The organism is Kluyvera sp. CHPC 1.2972, assembly GCF_036759925.1.
Lineage (GTDB): Bacteria > Pseudomonadota > Gammaproteobacteria > Enterobacterales > Enterobacteriaceae > Kluyvera.
On the sequence record NZ_JAPKIB010000005.1, the window covers coordinates 258,215 to 279,263 of the forward strand.

The window sequence follows — 21,049 nt, forward strand, 5'->3', positions numbered from 1 at the left end:
GATCCGTGCACTCTCAATGGAAATTGTGAGCGCTTCGCAACGAGGTTTCCATGCTGCATTCTTCTCTGACGCTGTCTGCTTTACTCTCCCGCCGTGACTGGGAAAATCCCCAGCTTACCCAGTGGCACCGACTGCCCGCCCACGCACCGTTTAACAGTTGGCGTGAAGTGAGCGCAGCGCGGCTGGATAGCGCATCGACCTCGCGCCTGTCGTTAAACGGCAACTGGCGCTTCAACTTCTTTTCCGCCCCTGGAGCCGTACCGGAGGGGTGGGTTGAGCAGGATCTTCACGATGCTGTCGCGATGCCAGTGCCGTCTAACTGGCAAATGCACGGTTTTGATACGCCTATCTACACCAACGTGACCTACCCGATCCCGGTGACGCCCCCGCAGGTGCCCGTTGAGAACCCGACAGGCTGCTACTCGTACACCTTTACCGTAGAAGATGAATGGCTGACGCAGGGACAAACGCGGATTATTTTTGACGGCGTAAACTCGGCATTTCATCTGTGGTGCAATGGTCAGTGGGTGGGCTACTCCCAGGATAGCCGCCTGCCCGCCGAGTTTGACCTGAGTGCGGTGCTGAAACCTGGTGAGAACCGGCTGGCGGTGATGGTGCTGCGCTGGTGCGATGGCAGCTACCTGGAAGATCAGGATATGTGGCGCATGAGCGGTATTTTCCGCGATGTGACGTTGCTGCATAAACCGGCAACCCGCATTGCTGACTATCAGGTTACGCCTCGGCTGTCTGAGCGCTTTACCTTCGGCGAACTGGATATTCAGGTGACCGTCGAAGGTTCTGCTGCTGCCACAACCGACGTGGAAGCCGTGCTGTGGTGGGGTGACAACGCCGTTGCCAGCCTGCAACAGGCCGTGGGCATTCCGTTTGTGGATGAACGCGGCGGCTGGGCAGAGCGCCTGAAGGTGACGCTGCCGCTGGAGCAGCCCGCGTTATGGAGCGCCGAAACGCCAAACCTTTATCGGCTGGTGCTCACGCTGCGTGATGCCGACGGTAAGCCGCTGGAGTCGGAAGCCTGCGATGTTGGTTTCCGCCAGGTGGCGATAGAGGGCGGGTTGCTGAAACTGAACGGTAAACCGCTGCTGATCCGCGGCGTTAACCGTCATGAACATCACCCGGAAACCGGGCAGGCGGTGGATGAAGCCACCATGCGCCGCGATATTGAACTGATGAAGCAGCACAACTTTAACGCCGTGCGCTGCTCCCACTATCCGAACCATCCGCTGTGGTACCGTCTGTGCGACCGCTACGGGCTGTACGTAGTGGATGAAGCCAATATTGAAACCCATGGCATGGTGCCGATGAGGCGCCTGGCGGATGATCCGCGTTGGCTACCGGCGATGAGCGAGCGCGTGACCCGAATGGTTGCGCGTGACCGCAACCATCCCTCCATTATCATCTGGTCGCTGGGCAATGAATCCGGGCACGGCGCGAACCATGACGCGCTCTACCGCTGGATAAAAACCGCCGATCCGTCACGCCCGGTGCAGTATGAGGGCGGCGGCGCTAATACGGCGGCGACGGATATCGTCTGCCCGATGTACGCTCGCGTCGATGCCGATCAGCCGCACCCGACGGTGCCGAAGTGGAGCATCAAAAAGTGGATTGCGCTGCCGGAAGAGAGTCGTCCGCTGATCCTCTGCGAGTACGCTCACGCGATGGGCAACAGCTTTGGCGGTTTTGCGAAATACTGGCAGGCGTTTCGCGACAACCCACGCCTGCAGGGCGGCTTTGTCTGGGACTGGGTTGACCAGGCGTTGAGCAAAACCAATGAGCAGGGCGAGCGTTTTTGGGCCTACGGCGGCGATTTTGGCGATACGCCAAACGATCGTCAGTTCTGTATGAATGGCCTGGTATTCCCGGATCGTACGCCGCATCCGGCGCTGTTTGAGGCGCAAAGGGCGCAGCAGTTCTTCCAGTTCAGGCTGGTGGGGCGCGCGCCGCTGGAAATAGAAGTGAGCAGTGAATTCCTGTTCCGCCATACGGATAACGAGCGTCTGCGCTGGTCGATTACCGTTGATGGCAAAACGCTGACCCAGGGCGAGGAAGCGCTTGATATCGCCCCGCAGGGGCAGCAACGAATAGTGCTGCCGTTCACCGATAGCGCTGCGCTCAGCGAAAATAGCTGGCTTAACGTTGAGGTATATCAGCCGCAGGCGACCGAGTGGTCGGCGGCTAATCATCTGTGCGCCTGGGATCAGTGGCCGTTGCCCGCCGCGCTGTCGCTGCCGGTACGGCAAGAGACAGGCACCGCCCCGCAGCTGCACGTTGAGGCGCAGGCGTTTGTTATCACCCACGGCAGCCAGCGTTGGCAGTTTAGCCGTGAGAGTGGCGATTTGACGCAGTGGTGGCGCAACGACAAACCCGAACTGCTGTCGCCGCTGCGCGATAATTTCACCCGCGCGCCGCTGGATAACGATATTGGCGTGAGTGAAGTGACCCGCATCGACCCGAACGCATGGGTAGAGCGTTGGAAGGCGGCGGGGATGTATGCCATGACGCCGCGGTTGTTACAGTGCCGGGCAGCGTCGCAGGAACAGGGCGTTGAGGTCGAGACGCAGCAGAGCTGGGAATATCAGGGGAAAATTCTGTTTATCAGCCACAAACGCTGGCGCATTGACGATTGCGGCGTGTTGCATGGCGATGTGATGGTGCAGGTGGCGGAAGATATTCCGCACCCGGCGCGAATTGGTCTGCATTGCCAGTTGGCCGTCGTGGAAGAACAGGTGAGCTGGCTGGGGTTAGGGCCGCATGAAAACTATCCAGACCGTCGTCTGGCGGCGCGCCAGGGATTGTGGACTCTGCCGCTGTCGGCGCTGCATACGCCGTATATCTACCCGACGGAAAATGGGCTGCGCTGCGATACCCGACAGCTTGAATATGGCGCGCACTGCTGGCGCGGTGAGTTCCACTTTGGCCTCAGCCGCTACAGCCAGCGTCAGTTACATGAAACCACCCATCACCATCTGCTGCACGAGGAGCCGGGCTGCTGGCTGAACCTCGATGCCTTCCATATGGGTGTGGGCGGCGACGACTCCTGGAGCCCGAGCGTGGGGCCAGAGTTTTTACTGCCCGCCCGCCGGGTTCGCTACCAGTTTAGCTGGCAGTTAAGCTAAGTCCGGCACACGGCATCAGATCAGTGCGCTGATGCCGTGTCCCATCATGTAAAGCCCCACCAGAATAATCAGCGCGCCGGAGAACCACGGTGCTTTTCGCGATAGCTCCCCAAACCCGCTCCAGCGTTTGCTTACCTGCTTCAGGCCAATGGCGGCAATAGCCCCGGAGGCAACCAGCGTGAGCGCCAGCCCGACGCTAAAGCTCAGCACCAGCGTCGCCCCCAGCGCCACGTGTTTAAGCTGCAGGCAGATAAGCAGAATGGTGATCGAGGCCGGGCAGGGGATGAGCCCGCCGGTCAGGCCGAACACCACAATTTGCCCGGTGGTGACCTCCTGGCCTTTGAAACGGCGGTTGATCTCTTCGGCATGGGCGCGCTGGTGGGCATCCTGCCAGTCGGCTTCCACCCGATCGTGGTGATGATCGTGGCCATGATGATGTTCATGTTCATGTTCATGATCGTGGTGGTGATCATGGTCGTGATGATGATCGTGCGCCCCGCGCGACTCACGCCAGGTGCGCCATAGCATCCACAGTGCGATAACAATAATGATTATCCCGGAAAGCAGCTGAAACCACGGCTCGGCGGTTTGTGCATCCCACCCGCGACCAAACCACATCCCGGCCATGGCGATGACCCACACCACCACCGTGTGCGACAGCGTCGCCGCCAACCCCAGTAATATCGCCTGTTTTAGCGTACCGCGGATCGCCACGATAAACGCCGCCATCATGGTTTTGGAATGGCCAGGCTCCAGGCCGTGCAGCGCCCCAAGCAGAATGGCGCCGGGGATAAAGAACCAGGCATTGCCCTGTTGTAAGAGTGTCGTGAAGTCGTTCATCGCGAAGGATCCTTGCAAAAAAGTGAAATCACTATACTCCCACCCAGTATTATAATACTACCCCCTAGTATAAAAATGCGCAGTCAGAGCCGCGCGTGGTATGCTTGCGCAGGAGTTAAGAACAGGATCCCGGCCATGTCACATACCGTTCGTCACAAGAAGATGTTATTGACGCGTCTGAAGAAAATTCAGGGGCAGAGCGTTGCGCTTGAGAAAATGCTCAATCGTGAGCACGAGTGTGCGGAGGTGCTACAGCAGCTGGCGGCGATTCGCGGAGCGGTCAACGGCATGATGCTGCAGGTGATTCAGGGTCATCTGACCGATCACGTGGTCAAAGAGCCCGAAGAGGGTCAGCGCGAAGCCGACCTCGAGGTGGTGATGCAGGTGATTAAGTCCTATCTGAAGTAGCGTGCGCCCGCAGGTTGCTTTCCGCCCAGATAATAAACGCCTCTTTCGGCAGGGCCTTGCTGTAAAGCCAGCCCTGTCCAAACTGCACGCCGTGCTCGCGCAGCCACTTCTCCTGGCAGGGGCTCTCAATCCCTTCCGCCACGACGTTAAGCTGTAAGGTTTTCGCCATCTCAATGATGTAGGGCGTCACCTGCGCGTATTCCAGCGCATCAACGAAGGATTTATCGAGTTTTAAGGTATCGACCTCAAGGTCCTGCAAGTAGCGCAGGCTGGAGTAGCCGGTGCCGAAGTCATCGATATAGATGGCGTGCCCGGCCTTGCGGTAGGCGGTCATCGCCGGCAGCGTGGTTTTCGGGTCGGCAAAGCCGCGCTCGGTTAATTCAAGGGCGATTTGCTGCGGCTGCACGTTCCAGATTCGCATCTGCTGGTGCAGCAACGCCTGGAGCATCACGGAGTGAAAGTCGGCGACGGAGAGGTTGATGGAGACGTGTTGATCCGGGTGCAGGCTGAGCCATTTGCCGAGATCGCGGAACACCGATTTCACCACGTTTTCGGTCAGGTGTGTAATCAGCCCGGTCTGTTCGGCAAGCGGAATAAAAATCTCCGGCGACAGATAGCTGCCGTCCGGCTGCTTCCAGCGCGCCAGCGCTTCACACCCTACCACTTTGCCATCGGCTAGCGACACAATCGGCTGGTAGTAGACCGTAATCCCGGCATTGTTCAGCGCATCGAGCATACGTTGTCGCGGCGACTGCAGACGGCGCAGCACCAGGAAAATCAGCCAGCTTGCCAGCAGGCTCAGCAGCATACCTGCCGGAACCCATAACATCAGTTGGTGGCGCAGGCGATCCGACAGCGGCAGGGTTGAAGACCAGGTCATGATCGACACCTGCAGGTCGGGATACTGGCGGACCGTATAAACGACGTTGTCTTTGGTCAGCGTCTCCAGATGCTGCAGCTGAATCTGCTGCCAGGCCTGTTGGTCCAGCGGCGCGCTGCTGGCGAGTACCCGGTTGTTATGGGTGCTGATAAGCGCCACCTGAGTTTTCGAGTTGCTGAACGGAATAACGTCGATAAACGAGACGGGGTCGATAATCACCATATGGTGTTCGGAGGCGAAAGCGGCCATATAGCGACGGATGCCGAGATCGTTACGTTCGGTGTACCAGGCGCGATAGCCGGATGGGATGATGCGATCCGGCTCCGGGAAGGTGAACGGCTTACCGCTGTTCTCAAGCGAGGAACATTTGGCCGTGACCCCATCGAGGTAGAGCACTTCCTGAATATAGCGCCACGAGTAGGAGAGACGGCGCATCTCCTGGAGATGCGTAGGGCTGCAGCCCGCTTCCTTCAGAGCATCCATCTGTTGCAGCGCCCCTTTGGCCTGGTCCATGACCTGCTCGGTGCGCACGAGAACCCGCGATGCGTAGGTTTCCTGCTCAGTGATAAACTGCCGATGCGCTTCCCGTTGGGCAAGCTAGATGCTCAACAGGATAGGCAGGAGAATCGCCATAATCAGCACACCGGTTATCAGACCGATCAGGTGTCGAGTTGTCACTGCCAGTCCTTTTCCGGGGCAAAGTAGTACAAGTATACCCGACATTTCCTACGCTTATTACGCGAATTCTCTCGCTCCATCAGAATTATCTTGAATTAACGGCGGTGTGCTAACGCGCGGACTAACCTGTCACCTCCCATCTGCACGCCCTGCACCATCAGCACCAGAATGAGCACCGTGCCGATCATTATCTGGTCGTTAAACCGTTGATAGCCGTAGCGAATGGCTAAATCACCCAGCCCGCCACCGCCGATGACGCCCGCCATCGACGAAAAGCCAATCAGCATGACGATAGTCAGCGTGGTGCCCGCCAGCAGCGCCGGGAGCGCTTCGGGCAGCAGCGCTTTGCTTACCACGTGCCAGGCGTTACCGCCCATCGACAGCACCGCTTCAATGCGCCCGTAGTCCACCTCATCCAGTGCGCTTTCAGTCAGGCGAGCAAAGAAAGGAAACGCCCCGATGGTAATCGGCACAATGGCTGCCGTGCTGCCGAGCGTGGTGCCGACCAGCAGACGGGTGAAGGGGATAAGGGCAATCAGCAGCACGATAAACGGCAGCGATCGCCCGGTGTTGATAATCGCCCCCAGCACCGCGTTCAGGCGTGGCATGGGGACAATTCCCTGACGACGGGAGAGAAACAGCAGTACGCCCAGCGGCAGGCCGATTAAGACAGTAAACAGAGTGGCGAACCCCACCATGTACAGCGTATCCAGCGTACCGTCGACCAGCAGCGGCCATAAATCTTCCCAGCTCATGCGACTATGCATAAGTGTCTCCCTTCAATGCCGTGGCGGGCGAGGAAGCGGCGTTCTTCATCGCCGTCTCCCAGTAAAATGTCCCGCAGGCGTGACCAGGGGGAAGCCAGCAGGTCGGCGATTTTCCCGCTCTCCTGCAATGCCCCACCTTCCAGCAGCGCCGCGTGATCGCAAAGGTTTTTGACCACTTCAAGCTGATGGGTGATCAGCACAATGGTCAGCCCCAGCTGGCGGTTAATCGTCTCCAGCAGCGCCAGTACGCTGGCAGTGGTTTCGGCATCCAGCGCGCTGGTGGCTTCATCGCACAGCAACACATCGGGTTCAGCGGCCAGCGCGCGGGCAATGCCGACGCGCTGCTTTTGTCCACCGGAAAGCTGGGAGGGGAAGGCGTCGGCTTTGTCGCCAAGCCCGACCAGTGCGAGCAGTTCCGTTACGCGCTGTTGACGTTGCGCTTTCGGGATGCCGGCTATCTCCAGCGGCACGGCAACGTTGTCGGCTACACTTCGGGCGTGCAGCAGATTGAAGTGCTGAAAAATCATGCCGGTGCGCAGACGATGGGCGCGAAGCTGCGCCTTATCGTACTGCACGATATTTTCCCCGTTAAACAGGATGCGGCCCGCGCTGGGCCGCTCCAGTAAGTTCAGACAGCGAATCAGGGTGCTTTTACCCGCACCGCTCCGCCCAAGAATGCCGTAAATGGCGCCTTTGGGGACGGTAAACGAAACGTCGTTGAGTGCCGGGTGGCCGCTTCCGGCATACTGCTTGCTCAGCCCTTCTATGACGATCATGATTGCGGCGCGCTAACCGGGATCACCGAGCCGTTGTAGTGCTGGCGAATAAATTCCGCCACCTGCGGCGACGTCAGGTCTTTAGCGAGTTGTTTGATGCGCGGATCGTTGGCTAGTTGCGGGGTCGTGACCAGAATATTGGCGTATGGGTTATGCGTGGCGCTCTCCAGCCCCAGCGAATCTTTGGCCGGGTTCAGCCCTGCCTCCAGTGCGTAGTTGCCGTTGATCACCGCCAGGTCGACGTCGTCCAGCGAGCGTGGGATCTGCGGTGATTCCACTTCGAGGATCTTCAGTTTATGTGGGTTTTCGGCGATATCTTTCGGCGTGGCAAGCGTCGTCGCCGGGTCGGTAAACTTCGCCGCCAGCTTAATCAGCCCTTTGCTTTGCAGCAGGAATAGCGCGCGGCTCAGGTTGGTGGTGTTATTCGGCACCGCCACGGTGGCCCCTTCCGGCAGCGATTGCAGATCTTTATGTTTATGCGAATAGATCCCCAGCGGCTCGATGTGCACCGTGGCAGCAACGGCAAAGGTTTTCCCCAGCGCCTTTTCCTGATCTTTCAGGTACGGCACGTGCTGAAAGTAGTTGGCATCCACATCGCCGTTGGCCAGCAGTTCGTTGGCGTTAACGCCGCTGATCAGTTCGACGATTTTCAGATCCAGCTTCGGGTCCTGCTTTTTAATAAAGTTGAGAATTTCCGCGTGCGGTACCGGGTCAGCGGCGATACGCAGCGGCGCGGCAGACGCGCTCCAGGCCAGAGAAAGAGACAGTGCTACCCCTGCCAGTTTGAATGCGGCATGTTTCATGGTGTGTTCCTTATTTTAATGGTTATCAGGCAATCAGCTGTTCACTGCGCGCGCGCAGTACATCGCGGTAATAGCGTTCCGCTACGTCCGGATGGGAGCGCAGGCGGCCTTTCAGATAGTTCCAGCCTACGTCGCGCAACAGCGGGTTTTGCGGGTCGCTTTGCGGGCCGTTGGCTTCTCGCGCCAGTGATTCGGGCAGGGAGTACACCGGCACCACGGCGTCCAGCTGTGCGCCCAGGAAGAAGGCGATGGAGAGGCGCTGCTTGTTGGCTGGCGGTGAGATCACGCGGTGAACGGTGGCGCGCAGGTAGCCGTTGGTTGCCAGCTCAAGCAGCTCGCCAATATTGACCACAAAGCTGCCGGGCAGCGGTTTGGCGTCAATCCACTGGCCGTCGCTGACTTCCACCTGTAGCCCTTGCTGGTCGTCCTGCAGCAGGAAGCTCAGGAAGCCGGAATCTTTATGCGCCCCCACGCCCTGGGTGCTATTTTGCGTCTCCTGCTGGCCGGGATAGCGGATCAGCTTGATATGTTCGTTGGGCTTTTGGCCGTACAGGGTGTCAAACGCCTCGGGCGGTAGCTGGAGCGCCTCAGCAAAGGCGCGCAGCAGCGTCATCGCCATCTCGGTCATTGACCGCTGCCACTGCAACAGGACCGGGCGTAAAGAGGGCAGCGCCTCAGGCCACAGGTTAGGGCCCTGTAGCTGAAGCCAGCGCGGGTCGTGCTCTCGCAGCGAAACGGCCTGACGTTCGGCACCGATATCAAACTGTTCCCGCCAGTCCGGCTGGCCGCGCGTTAGCTCGGCGGCGCTGCGGTTGTAGCCGCGAAAGTGCGGGGAGTGGATCATCGCCACCTGCTGTTTTTGTTCGTCGGACAGGGCGAAGAAGCGGCGTGATTCCGACTGCAGCGACTGTTGCAGGGCATCGTTGATACCGTGATCGGTCAGGTAGAAAAAGCCGACGTCGCGGGCGGCGTGGCGAAGCGCCAGCAGAAACTCAGCGCGTTCAGACGGCTGGTGGTAGCGCGCCAGGCTGAGAATGGGCAGGGTGGTCAGACTCATTGAATGCTCCGTTTTGCAGATGAATACCGTAATGTTGGGGTGGTGCAAATGCGGGGTGACAACAACAGCGCTGCATGGGATATCTCCGTCGGGTTGATAACGACAGCCTGCCTGATGGCGAAGGGCGCGACCAATAACGTTATTTTCTAATTTATGACGGAGTGGGGGTCTGAGCTTTTGCGAAAATTAGCTAAAGCGCACGGCAGCAGGCCGTGCGCGGAGGGCGGGGGATTAATGCTGGTTAGGGGCGGCAATATCGGCGCTGATGCGCAGGCCGTCTTCATCGAAGATCATGCAGTGCTGCGGGTCGAAGGCGAGGTCAATTTGCTGCCACGGGCGGAAATGGACATCCCCTGGCAGCAGGATTTTCATGTTGTCGTGGCCGTAGCACTGACCGAAGAGATAGGTGTTGTTGCCAAGACGCTCAACCACTTCACAGTTAAAGGCCAGTACCGTACCGCGGCGGGTATCGGTAGAGAGGTGTTCCGGGCGAATACCCAGGGTCACGGTGGCGCCCGGGGTGAGCGGGGCGGTCTCTATCGCCAGGGTCAGCGTATGCTGCTGGGCCAGGTTCACGGTCAAGGAACCTGGCTGCCACTCGGCGACGGTGGCCGGCAGGAAGTTCATCTTCGGTGAGCCGATAAACCCGGCGACGAATTTGTTGATCGGGTTGTAGTAGAGATCCATCGGTGAGCCCATTTGCTCCACCTTACCGTAGTTCATCACCACGATTTTATCGGCCAGCGTCATCGCTTCGACCTGATCGTGGGTAACATACACCATGGTGGTTTTCAGCTCCTGGTGCAGGCGCGCAATGTGCAGGCGCATATCCACGCGCAGTTCGGCATCGAGGTTCGACAGCGGTTCATCGAACATAAAGACGCGCGGATTACGCACGATGGCACGGCCAATAGCCACACGCTGACGCTGGCCGCCGGAAAGCTGCTTTGGCTTGCGGTCCAGCAGGTGTGAAAGCTGCAGCGTTTTGGCCACCATCTCTACCTGTCGGCGAATCTCCTCTTTCGGCACTTTGTTGACCTTCAGGCCGTAACCCATGTTCTCCGCGACGGTCATATGGGGATAGAGTGCGTACGACTGGAACACCATGGCCACGCCGCGATGAGACGGCGCAACATCATTCATGACCTCGTCACCGATCAGCACTTCGCCGTCGCTGACTTCTTCCAGCCCGGCAATCATGCGTAGCAGCGTCGACTTACCGCAGCCGGATGGGCCAACAAACACGGCAAACTCGCCGTCTTCAATATCGAGATTGACATTATGCAGCGTGACGGTGCTGCCAAAGCGTTTCGTGACATTCCTCAGTCGGATATTAGACATCGACGTTCCCCGAAGTTATTAACCTTTGCCTGCCGTTGGGATGAGGGCCGCTGAATGTCATTTGTGTATTACGTATGACAATCTGGCTAAGCGATGCTCAACAGCGTAAAAATCATGGTGCGACTATAACTTCCGCTATTTACGCGCCCTATATCGATGTTTCATTTCTGCAATGACGATCACACAACTCGCAGTTGTCAGTGGTTTTATCATCACTCAAAGCGTAGCGTATAACAAAGCGTAATAAACTGAGTAATCCGGTACAAAACAAGCATTATAAGCGTTAAATCATGCTGTACCCTGTAGTCAAAAACGATAAATTGTTACACCTTCACATGAGGTTGATAATGAAAAAGAACACCATTGCCGCACTTATCCTTACCACTCTGGCCGCGGGGCAGTTGATTAGCCTGCAGGCTCATGCGGCTACGCAGCTTAACGTCTGGGAAGACATAAAGAAATCCGCCGGAATTAAGGATGCCATCGCCGATTTCGAAAAACAGTACGACGTTAAGGTCAACGTGCAGGAGATGCCTTATGCGCAGCAGCTGGAAAAGCTGCGTCTTGATGGCCCGGCGGGGATTGGCCCGGACGTACTGGTCATTCCAAACGATCAGCTCGGTGGGGCGGTGGTTCAGGGGCTGCTGACGCCGATTAAGCTCGACCAGAAGCAGATTGATGAGTTTACGCCTGCGTCAATTAACGCTTTTCGTATGGACAACGCTCTGTATGGCGTGCCGAAGGCGGTCGAAACGCTGGTGCTGATTTACAACAAAGAGTTAATCGACAAGCCGTTAGCCAGCCTGCCGGAATGGTATGACTTCTCCAAAGCTCAGCGCGCGCAGAACAAGTACGGGTTGCTCGCCAAGTTCGACCAGATTTACTACAGCTGGGGGGCAATTGGCCCGATGGGCGGCTACATCTTTGGCGATAACGGCAAAGGTGGTTACAACGCCCAGGACGTTGGCCTGAACAAGCCGGGTGCGGTAGAAGCAGTCACTTATCTGAAGAAATTCTATGCCGATAAGATCTTCCCGGCGGGGATTATCGGTGACAACGGGCTGAATGCTATCGACTCGCTGTTCACCGAGAAGAAAGCCGCGGCGGTGATCAACGGGCCATGGGCCTTCCAGCCGTATGAAGCGGCGGGCATCAACTACGGCGTAGCGCCGTTGCCAAACCTGCCGGACGGCAAACCGATGAGCTCCTTCCTTGGCGTGAAGGGCTACGTGGTGTCGACCTGGAGCAAAGATAAAGCGATGGCGCAGAAGTTCATCGAATTTATCAATCAACCGCAGTACGTGAAAACGCGCTATATCGCGACGCGTGAAATCCCGCCGCAGAAGGCGATGATTGACGATCCGATTATCAAGAACGATGAGAAAGCCAGCGCCGTTGCGGTGCAGGCCGCCCGCGCCACGGCGATGCCGGGGATCCCAGAGATGGGCGAAGTGTGGGGCCCTGCCAACGCAGCGCTTGAACTGAGCCTGACCGGTAAGCAAGAGCCGAAGGCCGCGCTCGATAACGCCGAAAAACAGATCAAAATGCAGATCGAAGCCATGCAGGCGAGTAACCAGTAAGCACTGACGTCACGGACGGGAGGGGGACCTCCCGTTTTCAGAAGGAGCCGTGTGTGATTATCAATCCCAGCGAAAATGTAAACAGAGCACAGGGGGCCGGACGCCATGCGTGGTGCGGCCTGCTGTTGGCCATTGTGCCTGGCTTTGGCCAGTTTTATCACCGCCAGTGGCTGAAGGGACTTATCTTCCTGGTGCTGCTTAGCAGCTTTATGGGCGTGTTTTACGACTTCCTGAGCGAAGGACTGTGGGGGCTGTACACGTTGGGAGAAGAGGTCCCTCGCGATAACTCTATCTTCCTGTTAGCCGAAGGGATCATCAGCGTGCTGATTATCGGCTTTGGCGTCACGATTTATTACCTCTCCCTGCGCGATGCGTGGGCGAACGGTAAGAAGCGCGATGAGGGCCAGCAGCTGAACAGCGTGCGTAAACAGTATCAGATGCTGCTGAGCGATGGCTTTCCCTATTTAATGATCACCCCAGGATTCATTCTGCTGGTGTTCGTGGTGATTTTCCCGATTCTGTTTGGGTTCTCTATCGCCTTTACTAACTACAACCTTTACCACACCCCTCCGGCGAAGCTGGTGGACTGGGTTGGGCTGAAGAACTTCGTCAATATTTTCACGCTCTCCATCTGGCGCTCGACCTTCTTCGACGTGCTGCAGTGGACGGTGGTCTGGACGCTGCTGGCCACCACGCTGCAATGCACCGTGGGCGTGCTGCTGGCGATTCTGGTGAACCAGAAAGATCTGCGCTTTAAACCGCTTATCCGCACTATCTTCATTCTGCCGTGGGCGGTGCCGGGCTTTGTCACCATTCTGGTATTTGCCGGAATGTTCAACGACTCGTTTGGCGTCATTAACAATGCCATTCTGTCGTTCTTTGGGATCAGCCCAAAAGCGTGGATGACCGACCCATTCTGGACCAAAACCGCGCTGATTATGATGCAGACCTGGCTTGGTTTCCCGTTTGTGTTTGCGATGACCACGGGGGTATTGCAGGCGATACCTGACGATCTCTACGAGGCGGCAACGATGGACGGTGCCAGCACGACGACCAAGCTGCGCACGATTACGCTGCCGCTGGTGCTCTACTCGATTGCGCCAATCATCATCACGCAATACACCTTCAACTTTAACAACTTCAACATCATCTACCTGTTTAACAACGGTGGGCCGGCGGTGGCCGGGTCGAACGCGGGCGGTACGGATATTCTGGTGTCGTGGATCTATAAGCTGACCATGTCCTCTTCCCAGTACGCCATTGCGGCGACCATTACCATCCTGCTGTCGATTTTTGTCGTCGGTCTGGCGCTGTGGCAGTTCCGCGCCACGAAATCTTTCAAAAACGACGATATGGCGTAAGGGAATCACATGGCTAAATCACAAAGTATTAAACGTGAAAAATGGGTGCGGCTGTCGCTCTCCTGGCTGGTTATTGTGCTGGTTTCCACCATCATTATTTACCCGCTGATCTGGACCATTGGCGCGTCGCTCAACGCCGGGAACAGCCTGCTGAGTACGTCGATTATTCCGGAAAACCTGTCGTTCCAGCACTACGCCGACCTGTTTAACGGCCAGGTGAACTACATGACCTGGTACTGGAACTCGATGAAAATCAGCTTCCTGACCATGGTGCTAACGCTGATTAGCGTCAGCTTTACCGCCTATGCGTTTTCACGCTTCCGTTTTAAAGGGCGTCAGAACGGGCTGATGCTGTTTTTACTGCTGCAGATGATCCCGCAGTTTTCCGCGCTGATTGCCATTTTCGTGCTCTCCCAACTGCTGGGATTGATCAATAGCCACTTCGCGCTGGTGCTGATCTACGTGGCAGGGATGATCCCGATGAATACCTATCTGATGAAGGGCTATCTCGACGCGATCCCTAAAGATCTCGATGAGTCCGCCCGTATGGACGGGGCCAGCAACTTCCGCATCTTCATTGAAATCATCATGCCGCTGTCGAAGCCGATTGTGGCGGTGGTGGCGCTGTTCTCCTTCACCGGCCCGCTGGGAGATTTCATCCTCTCCAGCACCATCCTGCGTACGCCGGATAAATACACGCTGCCTATCGGGTTGTACAACCTGGTGGCGCAAAAAATGGGCGCCAGCTACACCACCTACGCGGCAGGAGCCGTGCTGATTGCCGTACCGGTGGCGATTCTCTATCTGGCATTACAGAAATACTTCGTGTCCGGCCTGACCTCCGGCAGCACCAAAGGATAACCACATGAAAAGATTTGCACCCGCTCTGCTTGCTGTTTGTCTCTCCTGTAGTTTTTCCGCCTCTTCGCTGGCGGCCGAGACGCTGCAAACGAAGCCGTTTAACGCCATGCCAGCGGATTTTATTAAAGGGGCCGATATCTCGACTCTGCTGGATGCTGAGAAGCACGGCGCCCGTTTCTACAACGAACAAAACCAGCAGCAGGACGCGCTAGCTATCCTTAAAGCCAACGGCGTGAACTATGTTCGTCTGCGCCTGTGGGTTGACCCGAAAGATGCCGACGGTAAGGCGTACGGCGGCGGTGATAACGATCTTGTCAGCACGCTGGCGTTGGCGAAGCGGGCAAAAGCGCAGGGCATGAAGCTGCTGCTGGACTTCCACTACAGCGATTTCTGGACCGACCCAGGCAAACAGTACAAACCCAAAGCCTGGGAGAAGATGGATTACCCGCAGCTGAAAACCGTGATTCACGACTATACCCGTGACACCATCGCCCGCTTCAAACAGGAGGGTGTGCTGCCGGATATGGTGCAGATTGGTAACGAAATCAACGGCGGGATTCTCTGGCCGGAAGGCAAAAGCTGGGGGCAGGGCGGCGGTGAGTTCGACCGTTTAGCCGGCCTGCTGAATGCGGCGATTTCCGGGCTGAAAGAGAATCTGAAGGGCGGTGAGCAGGTGAAAATTATGCTCCATCTGGCCGAAGGCACCAAAAATGACACCTTCCGCTGGTGGTTTGATGAAATCAGCAAACGCAACGTGCCGTATGACGTGATTGGCCTGTCGATGTACACCTACTGGAATGGCCCTATCAGCGCGCTGAAGGCCAACATGGATGACATCAGCAAACGCTACAACAAAGATGTCATTGTGGTCGAAGCCGCTTACGGCTACACGCTGGAAAACTGCGATAACGCGGAAAACAGCTTCCAGGCGAAAGAAGAGAAAGACGGCGGCTATCCGGGCACGGTTCAGGGGCAATATAACTATATTCATGACTTAATGCAGGCCGTTATTGATGTTCCGGACCATCGTGGCAAAGGGATATTTTATTGGGAACCGACCTGGATTGCTGTTCCGGGAAATACCTGGGCGACTAAAGCAGGCATGAAATATATCCATGACGAATGGAAAGAAGGTAATGCCCGCGAGAATCAGGCCTTATTTGACTGCAAAGGAAAAGTCCTGCCGTCGGTAAAAGTATTTAATTAATTAGCAACACTCTTTTTCAGGATTTTATTATGCAAAAATTTCCGCCTTTGAGCCCAAAGGTTAATGCGTTATTGCATGGCGCAGATTATAACCCGGAGCAGTGGGAGAATTATCCCGGTATTATCGACCAGGATATTACGATGATGCAGCAGGCAAATTGTAATGTCATGTCGGTGGGGATATTTAGCTGGGCCAAACTTGAACCGCAAGAGGGCGTATTTGAGTTTGGCTGGCTGGACGACGTTATCGATAAACTGTATGCCGCGGGGATCCACGTCTTTTTAGCGACGCCGAGCGGCGCGCGGCCTGCATGGATGTCAAAAGCCTACCCGGAAGTGCTGCGCGTAGGGCGCGATCGGGTGCCTGCGCTGCATGGTGGCCGACATAACCACTGCATGACTTCGCCGGTTTACCGTGAAAAAACGCTGAAAATCAACACGCTGTTGGCGGAGCGTTATTCACAGCACCCGGCGGTGCTGGGCTGGCATATCTCTAACGAATACGGCGGCGAATGTCATTGCCCACGCTGCCAGGTGAAGTTCCGCGACTGGCTGAAGGCGCGCTACAACACGCTGGATAACCTGAACCATGCCTGGTGGAGCACCTTCTGGAGCCACACCTACACCGACTGGCAGCAGATTGAGTCGCCGTCACCGCAGGGTGAAGTCTCTATTCATGGTCTGAATCTCGACTGGCGGCGCTTTAACACCGCGCAGGTGACCGAATTCTGTCGTCATGAAATCGCGCCGTTAAAGGCGGTAAATCCGGATCTGCCGGTGACCACCAACTTTATGGAGTATTTCTACGACTACGATTATTCGCAGCTCGCCGAACCGCTGGACTTTATCTCCTGGGATAGCTACCCGATGTGGCATCGCGATAAAGACGAGACCACGCTGGCCTGCTATACCGCGATGTACCACGACATGATGCGTACCCTGAAGGGCGGCAAGCCGTTCGTGCTGATGGAGTCGACGCCGAGTGTGACTAACTGGCAGCCGACCAGCAAGCTGAAAAAACCGGGCATGCACATCCTCTCTTCGCTGCAGGCGGTGGCCCACGGTGCGGATTCGGTGCAGTACTTCCAGTGGCGTAAGAGCCGCGGTTCGGTGGAGAAATTCCACGGCGCGATTATTGACCACGTGGGGCATCTTGATACCCGCGTGGGCCGCGAGGTCAGCAAGCTGGGGAGTATTCTGAGCCAGTTGCCGGGCGTTGTCGGCTGTCGCACTGATGCGAAGGTTGCCATTATCTTTGACCAGCAGAGCCGCTGGGCTATGGATGACGCGCAGGGGCCGCGCAACAAGGGCATGGAGTATGAGCAGACGGTGAATGAGCACTACCGCCCGTTCTGGGAGCAAGGGGTCGCGGTCGATGTTATTGATGCCGATGGTGACCTGAGCGCCTATCAACTGGTGATTGCACCGATGCTGTATATGGTGCGCGAAGGTTTTGCCGAGCGTGCCGAAGCCTTTGTAGCGAATGGCGGCCATCTGGTGACCACCTACTGGACGGGGATCGTGAATGAGAGCGATCTGTGCCACCTCGGCGGTTTCCCTGGCCCGTTACGTAAGCTGCTGGGGATATGGGCGGAAGAGATTGATTGCCTCGACGACGGCGAACGTAATCAGATTCAGGGGCTGGCGGGCAATATGGCCGGGCTGCAGGGGCCATACCAGGTGCGACACCTGTGCGAGCTGATTCACACCGAGACGGCGCAGGCGCTGGCCTCCTATCGTGATGATTTCTACGCAGGTCGCCCGGCGGTGACGGTGAATAGCGTAGGTAAGGGGAAAGCGTGGCATATTGCGTCTCGCAACGATCTGGCCTTCCAGCGTGATTTCTTCACTTCACTGATGGATGACCTGGCGCTGCCGCGTGCGGTGGCAAGCGATTTCCCGCCGGGGGTGGTCGCGACGGCGCGAACCGACGGTGAAAGCGCCTTTGTCTTTGTGCAGAACTTTACCGCGCAGACGCAGACTATCTCGCTGCCGGAAGGTTATGAACTTGCCGCTACGGGGGCCGATGCCAGCGGTACGCAGGTGCTTCAGCCCTGGGACTGTCGTATCGTTCGCCGTAAGGCATAATCCGCTGTAATCCATAGCCTGCTCAACCGAGCAGGCTTTTTTACCTCTGTAGATAACCAAGGAGCGTCGATGATGGTTAGCCTTAAGTCTTTCCTGCACTACTTCTCCCAACCCAAGCCGTCGGTGCCGTTAAGCGAGGGTGAGCAGCAGCAAATTCAGCGTCTGATTAGCGCCTTTGGCGGTCAGAGTAATATTGAGAATGTCGATGCCTGTATTACCCGCCTGCGTGTCACGGTAAAAGATTTAGCGGTGGTTGATTCTCAGGCGTTACAGAATGAAGGTGCGCTGGGGGTGATTATTCTGGGGCAGCAGGTGCACGCGATATTTGGCAAACAGTCTGATACGTTACGCCAGCTATTAGATGAGCATTTCGCTGAAAATAATTAACGGTACAGTTTGTTGTATTAAAAACCCCGGTTTGATGCCGGGGTTTTTATTGTCTGAAATATAAAAAAAAAGGGATAACCCAATAATAGCGTTATCCCAAAGGCCAGATGATAGAAACAATGATGGAGTGGCAAATAGTAAAATTGGCGAAAATAACAAAAGATAGAATTAATGCAAAAATAATGACTCAGTCAGATAAACGTATTACCACCAGGCTTCCACCTGCACGCCGAAGTTCCAGGTATCGCTGGCGGTGCCGTCGTTAAAGGCATTGCCTTGCTCAGAATCATTCAGGTAAGAGGCAAATACGCGCAGTTCCGGGCGAGACATAAAGTCTGGGCCGTCCGCCAGACCTAACGCGATGGTGTATTTCTCGCCGCTCTGCTTGTAGCTGGTGCCGTTGGTGTAAGAATCTTTCTGGTAGAAACCGCCGACTTCACCGATTAAGCGCACGTACTCGGTGAACTGATACTGCGCACGACCGACCAGCGACACCAGACGTGATTTATCGGTGTATTCGGTGGTGTCATCCGCTGAACCATAGGTCAGCACGTGGTTGAGTGAGAACTTGTCGGTAATCGGAATCAGGCCGGTGTTGATAACGCGGTAGCCGGTGGCATCGTTGACGTTGTTCCACATGTCGTACCAACCACCGCCCTGGGAGACCATGTTCTGCGCCAGGCCCTTATTCGCATACTGCAGTACCAGTTTGTTGTAGCCACCGAACATATCCTGGCTGATTTCGCCGGTCAGCATCACGCCGTTGTCGGCATCATACAGGCCGCCGTAATCCTTCTGCTTGTTGGTTGGATTTGGCATGGCGTAGTCGATACCGAATTCGGTCCAGGCACCGCTCCATGGCTTCCAGCCCGCATAGCGAAGGTCGATATAGTTGATGTTGACATCGTTATCGCCATCTACGCGATAGTCGACGTCGTTGGCGTCGCCGCGGATCCAGGCCAATGAAACTGCACCAGGGCCGACAGTGTAGTTTTCGATCCCGGCGCCGGAACCGGAGATATTCCAGTATTTGGTATCAATGATGTGCAGATCGTGACGCTGGTAGTAGCGTTTCCCGCCCCAGATTACCGCGTTCGGATCGCCGGGGATAAGCCCTTTGATCTGTAGGTTCAGCTGACGCAGGCCAAACTGCGCATCGTCGCCGAAAGTGGTTTCGTTATCGTTGGACCCATCGGAGACCATGCTGACCATCGAATCGAGGTAGAAGCTGACATCATTTTTCTTATATACCTCAGAGCCCAGTTCCAGCTCACCATAAGTGTCGGCTTCGTTCCCCAGACGGCCTAGTTTGTTTTTTTGCCATTCCTGCATTCCACCATCGCTAGAAACCCCCACGCCGGAGCGGAGGTAGCCATGGAAATCAATCGGTACTGACGATGCCGCCAGCAGTGAAGGTGAAGTCAGCGCAGTAGCCAACGCAATAGAAAGCGTGCGTAGGGTAGTTTTCATTGTTATCCTCATTTTTGTTTTGTAGTACGTTCACATAACGTGTGTAATAAAATGCCTAAATGTAAAAACAGGCAAACATTTGATTCGCGATGTGTGATTAACTGCAAATAAATTAGCCATTTTTGACTGGTTGTGTAAGAGGGTTCTTATTGCGTTGGTGTGTGAGCGTGTATCTTTTTTGTGTTATCGTATGCCATGAGTCAGGTCGGTAGACGTTTTTTGGGGTGACCCCTGTTACAATCTAGCGATAACAACATAAGGAACCGGACGATGAAGTCTAAAAGTGCAACTTTGGAAGATGTTGCTCGCCATGCGGGCGTCTCCTACCAGACTGTGTCCAGGGTACTCAATAAATCTGCCAATGTATCCGAAGCCACACGCCACAAGGTGGAGAAATCCATCGAGGTCCTCCGCTATGTCCCAAATAGACTGGCACAACAGCTGGTTGGCAAAACCAGTCAGACGCTTGGACTGGTCACCACTTCTCTGGCGCTACACGCGCCTTCTCAGGTCGCAGCGGCGGTGAAACGCTATGCAAATCTGGAGGGGTATCAGGTACTGATTTCGATGATTGATGAGAACGTCAATCATAGCATTCAGGATTCAATCAATGAGCTGAAATCACAGCTGGTCAGCAAAGTCATTATCAACGTGCCTTTAGAGACAGAAACGGCGCAGAAAATCGCGGATGATAATGATGATATCGTCTGCCTTTTCCTCGATGTAGACCCCTACAGCTCCGTGTATAACGTTTCGTTTAACCCAGCAGATGGCACGCGTGCTAGCGTGAAATATTTGTATGAGTCCGGGCATCGTGAGATGGCTATCCTGGCCGGGCCGGTGAGCTCCGTTTCGGCTAATCTGCGTCTGAGGAGCTGGCTGGATACCCTCAACAGCTACGGTCTGAAGCCTGTCACCGTACTGCACGGAAACTGGGATGCGCAAAGCGGCTATGCTTGCGCACTGCAAATGCTGCGCGAGACACCGGATTTTTCGGCATTGCTGGTGGGCAATGATCAGATGGCGCTGGGGGTCTTGAGTGCGTTTCATCAGCATCAAGTGGCGATCCCCGGTGAAAAGTCGGTGATCGGTTACGATGACACCTATGAAAGCTCGTTCTTCTATCCGGCATTGACCACCGTCTCGCTTGACCTTGATTTACAAGGTAAAGAAGCAGTACGTCGTATTCTGGAGAGTGACGATAGCGCTCCGTCGCGCACCTCATCCATCCTTCCGGCTCGCCTTGTCGTTCGCCACTCTACCGGCGCAAAAGTGGAGCAAGGCAAAGATATGCAGGCGATTGCTGAGCAGCTGCGCGCCATCGCGCATCAGCTTAGCCGCTAACCTCTCTGTCCGGAGCGTGCTCTGCGCTCCGGCTATCCCCCTTTAATTTGTAGGGTTGCAAAGGCCGG

At 56.2% G+C, this 21,049-nt stretch carries 17 protein-coding genes and 1 pseudogene; 10 read left to right on the forward strand and 8 right to left on the reverse strand.

Features of this window, described 5'->3' with window-relative positions; translation table 11 throughout:
* Window positions 1–50: 50 nt before the first annotated feature.
* Window positions 51–3,134, forward strand: coding sequence for a beta-galactosidase (locus tag V6944_RS11400; RefSeq protein WP_333499023.1), 3,084 nt, complete (start codon window positions 51–53; stop codon window positions 3,132–3,134).
* Between the two features lie 15 nt (window positions 3,135–3,149).
* Here the strand turns inward: V6944_RS11400 and V6944_RS11405 are convergent, their stop codons facing one another.
* The gene (locus V6944_RS11405) at window positions 3,150–3,974 is read right to left on the reverse strand and encodes a nickel/cobalt efflux protein RcnA (protein ID WP_333499024.1); all 825 of its coding nucleotides are present in this window, start codon (window positions 3,972–3,974) and stop codon (window positions 3,150–3,152) included.
* Window positions 3,975–4,109: 135 nt separating this feature from the next.
* Between V6944_RS11405 and V6944_RS11410 the strand changes: the two genes are divergently transcribed.
* Window positions 4,110–4,382 (forward strand): metal-sensing transcriptional repressor, encoded by a 273-nt coding sequence (locus tag V6944_RS11410; RefSeq protein WP_185667125.1) that lies wholly within the window; start codon window positions 4,110–4,112, stop codon window positions 4,380–4,382.
* Here the strand turns inward: V6944_RS11410 and V6944_RS11415 are convergent.
* The 5 genes and pseudogenes from V6944_RS11415 to V6944_RS11435 all read right to left on the reverse strand — a co-directional run bounded on the left by V6944_RS11415 (window position 4,363) and on the right by V6944_RS11435 (window position 9,343).
* Window positions 4,363–5,940: pseudogene (locus V6944_RS11415) on the reverse strand (EAL domain-containing protein). The gene V6944_RS11410 and the pseudogene V6944_RS11415 sit on opposite strands and share 20 nt — an antisense overlap.
* A gap of 95 nt (window positions 5,941–6,035) precedes the next feature.
* Window positions 6,036–6,695, reverse strand: coding sequence for a methionine ABC transporter permease (locus V6944_RS11420; RefSeq protein WP_333495321.1), 660 nt, complete (start codon window positions 6,693–6,695; stop codon window positions 6,036–6,038).
* A complete protein-coding gene (locus V6944_RS11425; RefSeq protein WP_333499025.1) occupies window positions 6,692–7,483 on the reverse strand; it encodes a methionine ABC transporter ATP-binding protein in 792 nt (263 codons plus the stop codon). Before V6944_RS11425 ends, V6944_RS11420 begins: the two co-directional genes overlap by 4 nt.
* Window positions 7,480–8,286, reverse strand: a complete 807-nt coding sequence (locus tag V6944_RS11430; RefSeq protein ID WP_333499026.1) for a MetQ/NlpA family ABC transporter substrate-binding protein — start codon at window positions 8,284–8,286, stop codon at window positions 7,480–7,482. The genes V6944_RS11425 and V6944_RS11430 overlap by 4 nt, the downstream gene beginning before the upstream one ends.
* A gap of 25 nt (window positions 8,287–8,311) precedes the next feature.
* Window positions 8,312–9,343, reverse strand: a complete 1,032-nt coding sequence (locus V6944_RS11435; RefSeq protein WP_185667121.1) for an isopenicillin N synthase family dioxygenase — start codon at window positions 9,341–9,343, stop codon at window positions 8,312–8,314.
* 3 nt (window positions 9,344–9,346) lie between these two features.
* Here V6944_RS11435 and V6944_RS11440 point away from each other — a divergent pair, with 3 nt between their 5' ends.
* Window positions 9,347–9,493: a hypothetical protein gene (locus V6944_RS11440; RefSeq protein WP_333499027.1), complete on the forward strand. Its 147-nt coding sequence runs from the start codon at window positions 9,347–9,349 to the stop codon at window positions 9,491–9,493.
* An 81-nt stretch (window positions 9,494–9,574) separates the two neighbouring features.
* Here the strand turns inward: V6944_RS11440 and V6944_RS11445 are convergent, their stop codons facing one another.
* Complete coding sequence (locus V6944_RS11445; protein ID WP_333499028.1) at window positions 9,575–10,684, reverse strand: ABC transporter ATP-binding protein; 1,110 nt, start codon at window positions 10,682–10,684, stop codon at window positions 9,575–9,577.
* Window positions 10,685–11,031: 347 nt separating this feature from the next.
* Between V6944_RS11445 and V6944_RS11450 the strand changes: the two genes are divergently transcribed.
* From V6944_RS11450 to V6944_RS11475, 6 genes are all read left to right on the forward strand, one after another.
* Complete coding sequence (locus V6944_RS11450; protein ID WP_185667119.1) at window positions 11,032–12,264, forward strand: extracellular solute-binding protein; 1,233 nt, start codon at window positions 11,032–11,034, stop codon at window positions 12,262–12,264.
* Between the two features lie 53 nt (window positions 12,265–12,317).
* A complete protein-coding gene (locus V6944_RS11455; RefSeq protein ID WP_185667118.1) occupies window positions 12,318–13,625 on the forward strand; it encodes a carbohydrate ABC transporter permease in 1,308 nt (435 codons plus the stop codon).
* A gap of 9 nt (window positions 13,626–13,634) precedes the next feature.
* Entirely contained in the window at window positions 13,635–14,486 is an 852-nt protein-coding gene (locus tag V6944_RS11460; protein WP_035891868.1) for a sugar ABC transporter permease, read from the forward strand.
* 4 nt (window positions 14,487–14,490) lie between these two features.
* The gene (locus V6944_RS11465; RefSeq protein ID WP_333499029.1) at window positions 14,491–15,693 is read left to right on the forward strand and encodes a glycoside hydrolase family 53 protein; all 1,203 of its coding nucleotides are present in this window, start codon (window positions 14,491–14,493) and stop codon (window positions 15,691–15,693) included.
* Between the two features lie 29 nt (window positions 15,694–15,722).
* Window positions 15,723–17,780, forward strand: a complete 2,058-nt coding sequence (locus V6944_RS11470) for a beta-galactosidase (RefSeq protein ID WP_333499030.1) — start codon at window positions 15,723–15,725, stop codon at window positions 17,778–17,780.
* A 72-nt stretch (window positions 17,781–17,852) separates the two neighbouring features.
* Window positions 17,853–18,167, forward strand: coding sequence for a glucose PTS transporter subunit EIIB (locus V6944_RS11475; RefSeq protein ID WP_333499056.1), 315 nt, complete (start codon window positions 17,853–17,855; stop codon window positions 18,165–18,167).
* A gap of 204 nt (window positions 18,168–18,371) precedes the next feature.
* On the opposite strand, the gene V6944_RS11480 is transcribed toward V6944_RS11475, so the two are convergent.
* On the reverse strand, window positions 18,372–19,637 hold the full coding sequence (locus V6944_RS11480; RefSeq protein ID WP_333499031.1) for a maltoporin: 1,266 nt from the start codon (window positions 19,635–19,637) through the stop codon (window positions 18,372–18,374).
* A 270-nt stretch (window positions 19,638–19,907) separates the two neighbouring features.
* Between V6944_RS11480 and V6944_RS11485 the strand changes: the two genes are divergently transcribed.
* Window positions 19,908–20,981: a LacI family DNA-binding transcriptional regulator gene (locus V6944_RS11485; RefSeq protein WP_333499032.1), complete on the forward strand. Its 1,074-nt coding sequence runs from the start codon at window positions 19,908–19,910 to the stop codon at window positions 20,979–20,981.
* Window positions 20,982–21,049: the final 68 nt, after the last annotated feature.